10 protein-coding genes are annotated in these 13,702 nt (G+C 70.8%); 1 reads left to right on the forward strand and 9 read right to left on the reverse strand.

Annotated elements, in window-relative coordinates:
* Positions 1-68: 68 nt before the first annotated feature.
* Entirely contained in the window at positions 69-743 is a 675-nt protein-coding gene (locus tag CJ022_RS08605) for a response regulator transcription factor (protein WP_101926251.1), read from the forward strand.
* Positions 744-886: 143 nt separating this feature from the next.
* Here the strand turns inward: CJ022_RS08605 and CJ022_RS08610 are convergent, their stop codons facing one another.
* The 9 genes from CJ022_RS08610 to CJ022_RS08650 form a co-directional block, all read right to left on the reverse strand.
* Positions 887-1,525 carry an exopolysaccharide biosynthesis protein gene (locus CJ022_RS08610; protein WP_101926252.1) on the reverse strand — a complete coding sequence of 213 codons (639 nt, stop codon included), beginning with the start codon at positions 1,523-1,525 and terminating at the stop codon, positions 887-889.
* Between the two features lie 207 nt (positions 1,526-1,732).
* Positions 1,733-4,345 (reverse strand): NahK/ErcS family hybrid sensor histidine kinase/response regulator, encoded by a 2,613-nt coding sequence (locus tag CJ022_RS08615; protein ID WP_343125138.1) that lies wholly within the window; start codon positions 4,343-4,345, stop codon positions 1,733-1,735.
* A gap of 862 nt (positions 4,346-5,207) precedes the next feature.
* A complete protein-coding gene (gene cls / locus CJ022_RS08620) occupies positions 5,208-6,635 on the reverse strand; it encodes a cardiolipin synthase (RefSeq protein ID WP_101926253.1) in 1,428 nt (475 codons plus the stop codon).
* 124 nt (positions 6,636-6,759) lie between these two features.
* Positions 6,760-8,268, reverse strand: a complete 1,509-nt coding sequence (locus tag CJ022_RS08625) for a GGDEF domain-containing protein (RefSeq protein WP_233198660.1) — start codon at positions 8,266-8,268, stop codon at positions 6,760-6,762.
* Between the two features lie 543 nt (positions 8,269-8,811).
* Positions 8,812-8,976 (reverse strand): 50S ribosomal protein L33, encoded by a 165-nt coding sequence (gene rpmG / locus CJ022_RS08630; RefSeq protein WP_047137659.1) that lies wholly within the window; start codon positions 8,974-8,976, stop codon positions 8,812-8,814.
* Positions 8,977-8,987: 11 nt separating this feature from the next.
* A complete protein-coding gene (gene rpmB, locus CJ022_RS08635) occupies positions 8,988-9,224 on the reverse strand; it encodes a 50S ribosomal protein L28 (protein WP_096209782.1) in 237 nt (78 codons plus the stop codon).
* A gap of 674 nt (positions 9,225-9,898) precedes the next feature.
* Complete coding sequence (locus CJ022_RS08640) at positions 9,899-10,714, reverse strand: DUF2894 domain-containing protein (RefSeq protein ID WP_101926255.1); 816 nt, start codon at positions 10,712-10,714, stop codon at positions 9,899-9,901.
* Complete coding sequence (locus CJ022_RS08645) at positions 10,704-11,348, reverse strand: OmpA family protein (RefSeq protein WP_101926256.1); 645 nt, start codon at positions 11,346-11,348, stop codon at positions 10,704-10,706. The genes CJ022_RS08640 and CJ022_RS08645 overlap by 11 nt, the downstream gene beginning before the upstream one ends.
* Entirely contained in the window at positions 11,345-13,696 is a 2,352-nt protein-coding gene (locus tag CJ022_RS08650) for a DUF802 domain-containing protein (RefSeq protein WP_233198661.1), read from the reverse strand. Before CJ022_RS08650 ends, CJ022_RS08645 begins: the two co-directional genes overlap by 4 nt.
* Between the last annotated feature and the right edge of the window lie 6 nt (positions 13,697-13,702).

Genomic DNA, 13,702 nt, shown 5'->3' on the forward strand with positions numbered 1-13,702 from the left:
ACAGGCGAGCCGGGCCGCGCCGCACCGACGCTCCACGCCTTCCCTCTCCAAGGACAGCCCACGCGCCAATGACCACCCTGCTGATCGCCGACGACCACCCGCTGTTCCGTGAAGCGCTGCGGGGCGCCATCGCGCGCGCGGTGCCGAACGCACGGCTGCGCGAGGCCCACAACATCGATGCGCTGTACGCGATGGTCGAAGCCGAGCCCGATGCCGATCTGCTGACCCTCGACCTCAACATGCCCGGTGTGCACGGCTTCAGCGCGCTGGTGCACCTGCGTGCGCAGTACCCGCAGCTGCCGGTGTTGATGGTGTCCGCGCGCGAGGAACCCGCGGTGATGCGGCGGGCGCTCGATCACGGCGCCGCCGGTTTCGTGCCGAAGTCCGCCGATGCCGAAACCCTGGCCCGCGCGGTCGCACAGGTGCTCGACGGCGACCGCTGGATTCCCGAAGCCGCCGCGTCGGCGCCGGGCGTCTCGTCGAACGAACACGACGTCGCCTCGCGCCTGCGCGACCTCACGCCGCAGCAGTTCCGCGTGCTGCAGATGCTCGGCGACGGCATGCTCAACAAGCAGATCGCCTACGAGCTGGGCGTCTCCGAAGCGACCGTCAAGGCGCACATGACCGCGGTGCTGCGCAAGCTCGGCGCGTCCAATCGCACCCAGGCCGTGCTGATCGCCGGCAAGCTGTCGGTCGATCCGGACACGATGACCCTGCCGCCCGAGGACGCCGACGGCGGTTGAGCCCGAAGCCGCTTTAGGATCGCGTCTGCAGGAGCGCGCTCGCGCGCGACAAGCGACCGCAGCAGGCAGGGGCCAGGCGCACCGCGCGTCGCGGCAGGCGCGTCGGGGGGAAGCGTCCTGTCAGCACGCGACCCGCGCCGGCGTCAGCCGCTGACCCGCTGCCACAGCCCCGCGGCCAGATACCCGCCGCCGCCGATCAGCACGCCGAAGTACACGACCGTCGCGATCGTCGCGACATGGCCGAGCAGGATCGCCCCGCCGTCGCGCTGGATCAGGCCGATCGCATAGAACAGCAACGCGATTGCCGGGAAGGTGTTGCTGAAAGGCACGAAGCCGAACGGCGCCATCAGCAGCAGCGCGGCGAAGATGAAGGCGAGATTGTTGAACAGGTCCTGGGCGCGGCCCTCGGACAGCGCTGCCAGCCGTCCGGGCCGGCTGACGCGCTCGAGCCGGCGCACCCAGCCCAGGCCGCGGCCGAGTCCGGCGCGCAGCTTGTCGGCCGGCAGATGCCGGTCGCGCAACCGGCCCGGCAGCCACAGCGGTCGCCCGGTCAGGCGGCTCAGGCCGATCAGCACCAGTGCCGCGCCGAACACCGTGCTGACGCCGGGAATCGACACCGGGATCAGGAATACGATCGTCAGCAGCATCGACAGCATCAGCAGGCCGTCGTTGCCGATGCGCGCGACCATCTCGCCGAGCGTGAGCCGGCTGCCGTCGAGGGTGGCGATGATGCGTTCGAGGCGGTCGCCGAGCGCGTCGGGCGTGTCGTGGGCTGCAGTCATGGGCGGAAACCGGAATGGGAGCGGAGCGCCGGCCTGACCGCACCGGGCGCGCAGTCTAGCAGCGGGCCGTTCGGTGGCCGTGGTCGCAGGCCGGGGACTGCCTTCGCGCACGGGCGCGCTTCGGCACAAAAGCGGCCGGGCGTGCAGACCAAGGGGGCGAGACGGCTCCGTCTCGACAGCAACCCGAGCCACCGCACACCGCACGCATTACCGGGCCGTGCGCAACCGCTGCTGCGCGGCGAGGAAGGCACGCATCGAGGCCGGCTTCACCGGCTTGGTCAGCACGCGGTAGCCGCGGATGCGTGCGGTCTGCTTCAGCGCATCGCTGCCGTCGGCGGTGAGCAGCGCACCCGGCACGTCGGGCGCGATGCCACGCAGCGCATCGAGCGTGTCGAGTCCGTCGAGCCGGTCGTGCAGGTGGTAATCGACCAGCAGCACGTCGGGCTGGGCGTCCATGCAGGCGATCGCTTCGTCGATGGTCTTCGCGCACAAGGGCTCCACGCCCCAGCGTTGCAGCAGCGCGCGCATGCCGGCGAGGATGTCGTCGTCGTTGTCCACGCACAGCACGCGCAGGCCGCTCAGCGACGTATCCGGCACGGTGCTCGGCGCCGGGGTCGGCACCAGCGGCTGGGTGCTGCGCGGCACCGTGATCGAGAACATGCTGCCCTTGCCGACCGTCGCGCGCGCATCCAGCGTGTGGCCGAGCAGGCGCGAGATCCGCTGGCAGATCGACAGGCCCAGGCCGAGGCCGCGGCCGTCCCAGTCGAAGGGTTGCTCGTAGCGGTGGAACTCGTCGTAGATCTGCCGCATGTGGTGGTCGGGAATACCGGGGCCGGTGTCCCAGACCTGCAGTGCGATGGTGTCGCCGCGGCGCCGGCAGGCCAGCACGATGCGCCCGCTGCGGGTGTAGCGCAGCGCATTGGCGAGGAAGTTCTGCAGCACCCGGCGCAGCAGGCGGCGGTCGCTGCGCACCGGCGTCGGCGGCAGGTGCAGGCGGATCTCGAGATTGCGCGCCGCGGCCATCGGCGCGTACTGGCCGGCGAGCTGGCGCAGCAGGTCAGCGGCGTCGAAATCGACGATCTGCGGCTGCAGCGCGCCGGCGTCGAGGCGGGAAACGTCGAGCAGGCCGTCGAGCAGTTCCTCGGCCGCGCGCAACGAGGTGTCGACGCGTTCGGCCAGATGCTTCTGCTCCGCGCCGTCCTGGGTCTCGCGCAGCGCCGAGGTGAACAGCCGTGCGGCGTTCAGCGGCTGCAGCACGTCGTGGCTTACGGCGGTGAGGAAGCGCGAGCGCGATTCCTGGGCGACTTCCGCTTCGCGCGTGCGGTCGGCGACGCGCTGCTCCAGCGTCTCGTTGATCTCGCGCAGTTCGCGTTCGGCGCGCTTGTAGTCGGTGACGTCGCTGTAACTGGTCGCGTAGCCGCCGCCGGGCAGCGGCTGGCCGCGCAGCTCGACGACCTGGCCGTTGCCGAGCACGCGTTCGGACACGTGCGGCGAGCCTGCGCGCATGTAGGCGATGCGCTTGTCGATCTCGCGTTGTAGCGGATCAGGTCGGCGACCGGGCGGCCGACGTAGAGCATGTTGTCGGGATACCCGAACAGGCGCTGGTAGCTGCGGTTCCACGCGACCAGCCGCATCGTGCGGTCGACGACGCTGACGCCGTGGTCGATGTTCTCCAGCGTCGACGACAGCACCTCGCGGTTGAAGCGCAGCTCCTGGCCGGCCTCGTCGAGCATCGCGACGACCTCGTCGACCTCCATGCCCGAGCCTTTCAGCGCACTGGTCATCAGCAGGCGCGCCGACGAGGCGCCGACGGCCGCGGCGAGCTGGCGTTCGGTGAACTGCAGCCAGGTGCGATCGCCCGACACGTTGAGCGCCAGCGGGCGGCCCTGCAGCTGCGCCTGCTCGTCGAATGCGCGCTGCGCGTTGCGGTCGCCGATGATGCGGCCGGTCAGCGTCAGCAGGTCGCCGACGCGCACGTTGCCGTGCCAGTCCTCGGAGGCCAGCGTGCGGCGTTCCGCATAGGGATCGAGGAACGGCGCCGCGCGCAGGCGCTCGTCGAGCGTGGGCCGCCAGCGCGCAGACACCAGCAGCAACGCGCCGACATTCAGCAGCAGCGACCAGAACGTGCCGTGGGTCAGCGCGTCCCAGCCGTCGAGGCCGAACAGCTGCCGCGGCCGCAGCCAGCCGATGCCCAGCGGCCCGGTCGCCAGCCAGCCCGGATCGAGCCAGCCCGAATCCGTCAGCGTCGGCAGCAGCAGCGTGTAGATCCAGACGCCGAAGCCGATCAGCATGCCGACCTCGACCCCGGTCCGGCTGGCACCGCGCCAGTACAGGCCGCCGATCAGCGCCGGTGCGAACTGCGCGACCGCGACGAAGGCCAGCAGGCCGTAGGCGGCCAGCGTGGTGTCGGAACCGCTGACGCGGTAGTAGCCGTAGGCCAGCGCCGCCAGCCCGACGATCGCGACCCGGCGCACCCACAGCACGGCCGAGGCGACGTTGCCGCCGTGGCGCTCGGCGTAGCCGCGGCGCAGCAGCAGCGGCATCACCAGGTCGTTGCTGATCATCGTCGCCAGCGCGACGCTGGTGACGATGACCATGCCGGTCGCCGCCGAAAAGCCGCCGATGTAGGCGAACAGCGCCAGCGCGTTGGCGTTCTCGGCCATCGGCAGCGCCAGCACGAAACTGTCCGGCGCCACCGGACCGTCGCGGCCGAACAGCTCCACGCCGGCGCTGGCGATCGGCAGCACCATCAGGCAGATGACGATGAGATAGCCGCCGAACAGCCAGCGCGCGCGGCGGATGTCGCGCACGTCGCCGCATTCGACGATCGCCACGTGGAACTGCCGCGGCAGGCAGATCAGCGCGGCGAACGCGAGCAGGGTCTGGGCGACGAAACTCGTCGGCGGTGCCGATTCGATCAGCGTCCGCGTCGCCTCGACGACGCGCAGGTCGCGGTCGTCCAGCCACAGCACCGCGAACACGCCCACCGCGACCAGCGCCACCAGCTTGACCAGCGATTCCAGCGCGACCGCCAGCATCATGCCGGGACGATGCTCCGTCGCATCGACCGTGCGCGTGCCGAACAGGATCGCGAACAGCGCCATCAGCGCGGCGACGTAGAACGCGGGGTCGCCGAACGGCGTGACCGGATCGTCCGGCCCGCCGAGCACGCCCAGGCTCGTCGCCACCGCCTTGTACTGCAGCGCGAGGTAGGGCACCGCGGCCATCAGCGCGATGCCGGCGATCATGCCGGCCAGGCGCTGCGAGCGGCCGTAGCGGCTGGCGAGGAAGTCGGCGATCGAGACCGTGTTCTGCGACTGCGCGATCAGCGCCAGGCGTTCGAGGATGCGCCAGCCGAACAGCAGCAGCAGCAGCGGGCCGAGATAGATCGGTAGATAGCCGATGCCGTAGCGCGCCGCGGTGCCGACCGCGCCGTAGAACGTCCACGACGAGCAGTAGACCGCCAGCGCCAGGCTGTAGACCACCGGTCGCAGCCACGGGCGGTCCGGGTAGAGCGGGCGCCGGTCGCCATACCACGCGGCGCCGAACAGCAGCGCGGCGTAGCCCAGCGACACCAGCAACAACATCCAGCCCGGCAGCATGCCGTCCCCTCGCTACCACGATCGCCGGAGTTTACGTGGCGCGCCTGCCGCCGCCTAACCCGGTGGCACGATGCGACGGCTTACAGGAACGAATCGGCGAGCCGCGCGATGCCCTCCACGCTGCGCCGCCAGGTCGGGCGACGCTGCCAGGTCGCCGCGTCCAGCACGTCGGCATCGGCCAGGTAATCCGCTTCGATGGCGCGCAGCCGCGCGACCACCGCGCGGTCGTAGCACAGCAGGCCGGCCTCGGCGTTGAGCAGGAACGAACGGATGTCGAGATTGCAGGAGCCGACCAGTGCGATGTCGTCGTCGATGCTGACGTGCTTGGCATGCAGGAAGTGCGGCCTGTACAGCGCGATGCGCACGCCGGCCGCCAGCAGTTCCTCGTAGAACGCCGCCTGCGCCCACGCCGTGAGCCGCTGGTTGTTGCTCTGCGACAGCACCAGCTGCACCTCGACGCCCGACAGTGCGGCGATGCGCAGCGCGCCGAGCGTGGCCTCGTCGGGCACGAAGTAAGGCGTGACCAGCACCGCGCGCCGGCGCGCGCGCTGCAGCAGCGCGACGACGACGTTGCGCGCGTTCTCGAACGGATACGCCGGACCGCTCGGCAGCAGCTGCGCGACGACCATGCCACCCGGCGCCGCCGGCGCGCCGTCGACGGCCAGCACCTCGCCGGTCTCGATGTACCAGTCGCTGGCGAACAGCGCCTGCAGCTGGGCGACCACCGGGCCTTCGACGCGCGCGACGACCTCGCGGTTGGGCCGGCCGCGGACGAAGCCCGCGTCGGCCAGGTTCTGCGACCCGGTGTGGCCGATCCGGCCGTCGATCACCGCGATCTTGCGATGGTTGCGCAGGTCCAGCCGCGCGCTGCGGCGCAGGGCCAGGCCGCCGTTGGCGAGTGTCGGCTGCACAGTCACGCCGACCGCGCGCAGGCGACGCGTGTACGCGCGCAGGCCGCGTTTCGCGCCGACCGCGTCGAGCAGCACCCGGCAACGCACGCCGCGCGCGGCGGCGGCTTCCAGCGCGGTCGCGAACGCGGCGCCCACCGCGTCGTCGTACATCAGGTAGTAGAGCAGGTGGACCTCGCGCGTCGCCGCTGCGATGTCGTCGAGCAAATGCTGCAGCGACGCGTCGTAGTCGTCGAGCAGCGCGACGCGGTTGCCGGTCATCGGCATGAAATCGCCGAGCCGTTCGGTCAGTCGCGCGATGTCGACGGCATCGCTGCCGGGCTCCGCCGGCGCCCAGCGCAGGGCCGCCAGCGGCTGCTGGCCTTCGCGGATCAGCGCCGACGCCTGCTGCTGCCGCAAACGCCGCCGCGCCGACAGCCACGGATGGCCGAGCACCAGGTAGAGCGGCAGGCCGAGCAGCGGCACGAAGCCGATCAGCAGCAGCCAGCTGCGCGCCGCCGCCGGCCGCGTGCGCGACGGAATCCACAGCAGCGCCGCGATCCGGATCAGCCAGTCGGCGATCAGGATCCACAGCCCGGGATGGTCGGCGAAGAAGCGCATCCCGGGATCATGCGTGGCGGCGCGGCGCGCGCCAAATCGCCGGCGGAGGCGCTCCCGGCGCGCACCCAGGCAGGAGGCGTGCGCGGGCCGGCGGACGAAGCCGCGAGGCGGTCCCTCGCGGTCGTCAGCCGGGCGCAGCCATGCTCCGGTCCTTGCCTTCGCGCTTGGCGCTGTACATGGCCAGATCGGCACGCTTGAGCAGCGATTCGAAGGTCTCATTCGGGCGCCGCATCGCGACGCCCGCGCTGAAGGTCATCGCGATGCGTGCCGCGTCGTGCGCGACGGACCGGCGCGCCAGCACCGTACGCAGACGGGCGAGTGCGGCCAGCGCGTGCGGCATGCTGGTGGCCGGCATCAGGATCACGAATTCCTCGCCGCCGAAGCGCCCGATGACATCGCGGTCGCGCAGCGTCAGCCGGGCCACGTCCGCAAAGTGACGCAGCGCCGCGTCGCCACCCAGATGGCCGTGCACCGCGTTGAGCCGGCGGAAATCGTCGAGATCGGCGAGCGCCATGCACAGCGGGCGATCCTCGCCCATACGGGCCGCCTCGCGGTCGAAGGCCTCGTCGAAGCCGCGGCGATTGAGGCAGCCGGTCAGTTCGTCCTCGCGCGCCAGCCCGGACGCGGCGCTGAGTTTCTGCTCCAGCTGGAGGATGCGACGTTCGCTTTCCTCCAGCTCGTGACGCGCGGCCACCAGGTCGTCACGCGCGCGAATCGCGCTTGCCTGGATTCGGCCGGTATCGTCGAGCACGGTGTCGAGCAGGCCGTTGAGCTCGGCGATGCTACGTGCCTCGCGGATCTTGCTGGCGTGGCCGGCCAGCCGTTCCTGGTACTCGCCGGTATGCGTGGCCATGCCGTCGAGACGCTCGACGAACGTGCTCATCATCGAGCGCATCGCGGTGCGGGACTCGTCGATGCCCTTCTTCAGCAGCGCCTGCTGGTACAGCACCTGGCGCAGGCCGGCGCACGCCTCCCCGATCGTCGTCTTGTTCATTGGACCCGCGAGCAGGCCGCGGATCTGTACGACCTGGCCATGCAGCCAGCTCTTCTCCTCCAGCAGTTCGCCGACGTTGTCCAGCAGCACGTCGAACAGGCCGATCAGCAGCGAGATCTGTTCTTCGTTGTCCTGGGTGTGCATGCCGACGCTGTGGCACAGGTTGGTCAGCCGCCGTGACAGCGCAGACAGGTCCTGACCCGGTGTCCAGGTGCGGAACGCCGAGGCGAGCGATATCGCCTCGTCCGACAGCGCGGGATCGTTTCGGAGCAGCGCCGCCAGCGCCGCGCCGAGGGTGTGCCGCAGCAGGTCGCGCAGGCGTTCGGCGTCGGCGCTACCCGGCGCAGGCGTCTCCAGATCGACATGCCGGACGTATTTGTCGATCAGCTGGCGCATCGCGCGGCCGTAGGTCAGCCAGTCGCGGGATGCGCAGGCCGACTTCAGGTAGCGTCCCAGGTCGCCGAGTTCATCGTGCAGGCCGGCCATGCCGTCCGCGAAGGCCGCCAGCAACCCCTCCGGCTGATCGACGCCCTGGAACCGCGCGAGCAGCGATTCCGGGCTGATCGCGCCATCGACGCCATGCGCCCGCACCCGGGGGTCAGACGAGACGCTGGTCGGGGAGGCTTGCGACCTGGACATGGGGCTCACGGCGGGATGAGGGCGAGGACAGGCGCGGCAGCCGTCGGACAATAACGCACGACGCGTTAGCGGCTCAGCTGCGCACCACTTGAGTGCGGGGGCGCGGACGTGCCGGCGGGTTCGTCCCATGCATTCCCGGCGGGCGGTGTCCGGCCGCAGACGACTGCCGCAGGGGTGACCGGCGCGACACGGGGCGTGTTGTTTTTGGCGGGGCCCGCGTTACGCGACCGTCCTGGACATCAGCGTGCCGCGTTCGCATGCGGGTGGGGAGCCGCATGACGGAGGCCGCGCACGTGGCCCTTGGCGGCGATGACGCCGTCACAGGCGATTGCCGGCTGCCGCTTTCCGCGCATGACAAAGCCCGCCTTGCGCGGCGGGCTTCTGGAGGACCCGTTCTTCGGACTGTCGAGACGCACTCCCCGCCTGCGCGGGGATGACGCGTGGGCAGCCGCGCGTGTCTACGCGAGGGCCACAAAACAAAACCCGCCATGCGGCGGGTTCTGCGGAGGCAACGTCAACCGCGCTGACGCGCGGGTCGTGGCATCACTTGATCTTGCCTTCCTTGTAGATCACGTGCTTCCGGACGACGGGATCGTACTTCTTGATCTCCATCTTGCCGGGGGTGTTCTTCTTGTTCTTGTCCGTGGTGTAGAAATGCCCGGTGTTGGCCGAGGAAATCAGACGGATCTTGTCGCGCTTGCCTGCCATGTTCTAACTCCTCAGACCTTTTCGCCGCGGGCACGAAGCTCGGCGAGGACGACGTCGATGCCGTTCTTGTCGATGGTGCGCAGGGCCTTGGTGGAAACTCGCAGCTTGATCCAACGGTTCTCGCTGGCAACCCAGAAACGACGCTCATGCAGGTTGGGCATGAAGCGACGGCGGGTCTTGTTCATGGCGTGCGACACATTGTTGCCATGCGTCGTACGCTTGCCGGTGACTTGGCAGACTCGGGACATTGCGCACCTCGAAGTGTGTTTGGTATCGCCCTTAGCCAGGGAGATGGCGGCCCCGATGGCAAGGCCATCGCGCGGTACGGGAGGGGTGAACGCCTCGCTGCACACTGCCGGGAATCGCGCTTCCGGCGGGCAGGTCAGGCCATGTCGCCATGGCGCTGGACGCAGCGAGCCGGACATTCTGCTGATCTTCCCCTTGCGGCGCAAGGCCTTGGGCGATTTCGGCCAGTCCTGGATGCCGTCAGCGACCTGCGACCCGACCGGTTCCCCGCGCCTCAGCCGTGCAGGAGCGCGCACGCGCGCGACCGGGTATTCGCAGGGATTCCTGTCGCGCCCGAGGGCGCTCCTACACAGGCGGCGACTGGGTCCGGGCGGCCCGAATCTCTGCGGAATCAACGTGTTACGCCTAACTAGTGACCGATCGACGCTCGCCCCTTCGTCGTAGAAGCGCGCTTGCGCGCGACCGGGCGGTCATCGGGAATGCCCATCGCGCCCGAGGGCGCTCCTACAGAAGGCCGGGCTGGCCTCTGGCCATCGGCCGGAACGACGCGAGGCCGCCGGCGCTGCACGCTCCAGACCCCATCCCCGGCCGCAACCCGGCCGCAACGGCCACTCCGACCTCGACCGCCACGCATCCCGACGGTATCCCGACCCCGGAACGCACGCTTCCCGTTCCGCTACGCCTTGCGCTTCCTCGGCTTCGCCTTTGCCCGCGGTTTGCCGCTGGCGGTCGGGGTGGCCTCCTTGCCGGTCAGCACGCCGGCGTCCTGCAGCGTTTCCAGCCAGGACAGGGTGTCGGCGTAGGCCATGAACGCACGCAGGTAATCCGGCGACAGCGTGCGCATCAGGGTCAGGGCGCGGTGGGCCAGCGCTCCGGAATTCAGCGGCCCGGCGCCGGTCGGGACCCGGGCCAGCGACTGCCGGACCTGGCTGCCGGTGCGCAGCTGCGACCACAGCTGGCGGAACTCGTCGAGCGCAGGCAGTTCCGGGTACGCCGCTGCGGTCAGATCGTCGCTGCCCCGGTTCCGGGCGACCAGCGCGTCGGCCAGCTCGCCGAGCAACGAGCGCGCGTGCACGCCGGCAGGCGTCGCCGGGAGGTCGGAAGCCGTCGAGTCGTCAGCCTTGGTCAGGGACGCAGGAGCCGTCGAGCCGTCAGGCGTCGTAGAAACGCCGCGAGCCTCGGAACTGTCGCGTGCGGTGGGATCGTCAGAACGCGCTCGGCCGCGGCGCCGCGACCGGTCGCCCGTGTGGGCATGCGCGGCATCCGCATCCGCGCCACCCAATCTATTCCGCGCCGCGTCCAGCTGCGCCGCATACCCCGCGACCAGTCCGGCCAGGTGCGCTTCCAAGGCCTGCCGCACCGCGCCATCGCGTCCTGCCGCACGCCGCTGCAGGGCGGCGATGCGCTGGAACGCCAGCGTATCCACGCGGTCGGCGCCGGACCGGCGCCAGTCCGCCAGCACCGTGGCGATGTCGGTCGCGTCAGCGGCCATCGGGCTGGGCGGCGGCCTGCCGTCGCGGCACCGGCGCCATCTCGACGCGGCGGTTCTGCGCACGGCCTTCGGCGTCGTCGTTCGAGCCCACCGGCTGCTGCGCGCCGAAGGCGGCGGCGAAGACCGAGTCGGCCGGCACGCCGTCGCCGATCAGCGCCCGCGTCACGGTCAAGGCCCGCTGCGCCGAGAGCTCCCAGTTGTCGGAGAACCGGTTGCCGTCGCGCACCAGGCGGTCGTCGGTGAAGCCGCTGACCATCAGGATCTCGTCGCGCGCGCCGAGGTATTCGGCCAGCGGCCCGGCCAGGCTCTGCAGCAGGTCGCGGCCTTCCGGCTGCAACTGGTCGGACGCCTGCGCGAACAGCACGCTGCCGCGGATGCCGATGCGGCCGTCGACCAGGGTGATGCGGCCCGCGGCCAGCGGCGCGGCCAGCGCCTGCTCCAGCGTCTGCCGGCGCTGTTCTTCCGCTTCGCGCTGGGCAATTTCCGCGTCCAGCTTCATTTCCAGCTGCAGCTGCACGCCGATCACGCCGACCAGGATCAGCACGAACACACCCAGCAGCACCGACATCAGATCGCCGAACGCGGCCCAGACCGGCGCGGTCGAATCGTGGTCGCCGTCCAGTTCCACGCTCATGCGTCGCGCGCCTGCCGGCCGCCGAGCTGCTGCAGGTCCTCGAGAATCTGCTTCTGCGCCAGCACGCTGAGATCGACGACCTCACGCGCCTGCGCCACGTAGTACGCCAGCTGTTCGTCGCTGCGCGCCAGCGATTTTTCCAGCGCGTCCTCGATGCCCTGCAGGCGCTCGGCCAGCGCCTGGTTCGAGTCGCCGAACACCGCGACCGCGGCGCCGAAGGCCTCGCCGAGGCTGGCGACTTCGATCGCGCCGACGCTCAGATCGCTGGCGATCGTGCCGAGCTTGCCGGTCTCGGCTTCGATGTGATCGGTGAAGCGCGTGCCCACGCGTTCCAGCAGATCGGCCGAGGTCGCGACCAGCGCGTCGATGGCCGCGCGCTGTTCGGTCGACGCGTGGTTGACCGCGCTGAGCAGGGTGTCGAGCGTCGACAGCATCTGCGTGCGTTCTTCCAGCATCGCGGTGTCGCGCACCATGCTGTCCGACAGCGACTGGCGCAGTTCGGCGATGACCTCGGCCGCCGCGCGCGGCGCTTCCGATGCGGTATCGACCAGGCGCGAGATCTCGGCGATGGTCTCGCTGGCATGCGCCTGCGTCTGCGCGCCGATGGTGTCGGCGGTGCTCGCCAGCGTGTCGCAGATCGCCTGCTGCTGGCGCGTGGTCTCGGCGCCGGCCTGCGCCCAGTCCTCGCGCAGCGCGGCGCCCATCGCGGTGAGGCTGTCGGTCCACGCGGTGAGGCGCTGGGTGTCCTGCGCGGCGAGTGCGGTCTGCAGGTCGGCGTGCGACGCGTCGAGCTGCTGCAGCAACGCCGCCGAATGCGTCTCGAAGGTCGAAGCGGCCGCGGTCAATGCCTGCTGGTGCTGCGCGCTCATGGCCTCGTTGGTCGCGGCCTGGGTCGCCAGCGCTTCGCTCCATGCGGCGCTCACGCTGCCGGCCGTCGCATCGAGACGCGTGGCGACACCGTCGACCAGTGCGGTCGCGCGCTGCTCGAAGGTCGCGCCGATGCCGTCGAGCGTGCTGCGCAGATCGGCGGTCAGGCTGTCGTGCGACGCCTGCTGCGCGCTCAGCGCCTGCTGCCAGCGCTCGGCGACGCTGGCGGTCGAGGCGTCGAAGCCGGTCGTCAGTGCAGCCAGCTGGCGATCGACGGCGCCGGTCACGGTGTCGTGCAGCACGGTGGTCTGCGCGGTCGCCGCATCGAGGCGGCTGGCGACGTCGCCGAGCAGGCCGCTCGCGCGCTGCTCGAAGCTCGCATTGAAACCGTCGAGTGCGGCGCGCAGGTCCTGCGCGAGTGTTGCGTTCGCCGTCTGCTGGCCGTCCACGGCCTGCTGCCAGCGTTCGGCCACCGTGGCTGTCGAGGCTTCGAAGCCGGATGTCAGCGCCTGCAGCTGCCGCTCGACGGCCGTGCCGACCGTCGCCTGCAGTGCGGCGGTCTCGCGCGCCAGCGCGGCCATCGTCGTTTCGAACACCGGCTGCAGCGCGGCCGTCGCGGCGCGCGCGCTGTCGGCGACGCTGGTCTGCAGCGATCGCTCGACCGACGCGGCCAGCTGCGTGTAGACCGCTTCGGTCCGCACGTGGAAGGCGTCCTGGCTCGCGGCGTGGCGTTCGCCGGCAGCCGCGCTTTGCTGGCCCATCGTCGCCATCATCGTCTGCAGCGTATCGACCAGCGCCGGCATCACCTCGGTCTGCTGCTGCAGCAGGCGCAGGGTTTCTTCGCGCTGGTGCGCCTGCGAATGCGTGCGCAGCGTGGTCGCGGCGGCCACGTCCAGCAGCTGCACCGTGCGCGCGCGTTCGCGGCGCAGCAGGGCGGACGCCAGGCCCAGCATCGCCGACGTCGCGATGCCCGCGATCGACGTGCCGAACGCGACACCCAGACCCTGGATCGGCGCGGCCAGCGAATCGCGCATCGCCTGCAGGTCGGTCGCCGTTTCCAGCGCCATGCCGGTGCCGCGCAGCATCACCATCATGCCCAGCAGCGTGCCCAGCATGCCCAGCAGTACCAGCATGCCGACCAGATACGGCGTCAGCGCCGGCACCGGCAGCGCGACGCGCTCGCCTTCGACCCGCAGGCGCACGGCATTGCGCAGGCTCGTGTCCAGCCCGCCCAGCCACTCGCCCAGTGACGGCGGCGGTGCGGACAGCGTGTCCACGGCCTCGGACAAGGTGGTGGTGGCGCGCCGGTAGCGCAGCAGCTCGACACCGCCGGCGATGTAGCACGTGGCGATCAGCAGCGTGACGGCGAGCGCCAGCGTGTTCGAACTGATGTAGCCGATGGCGATCCAGCCGACGACGGCCAAGCCGAGGGCGAACACGATTGCGGGAAGGAGGGTGGTGCTGCGACTGCGTGAGGACATAAGGAC

The sequence above is a fragment of the Luteimonas rhizosphaerae genome (assembly GCF_002849595.1).
GTDB lineage: Bacteria > Pseudomonadota > Gammaproteobacteria > Xanthomonadales > Xanthomonadaceae > Luteimonas > Luteimonas cellulosilyticus.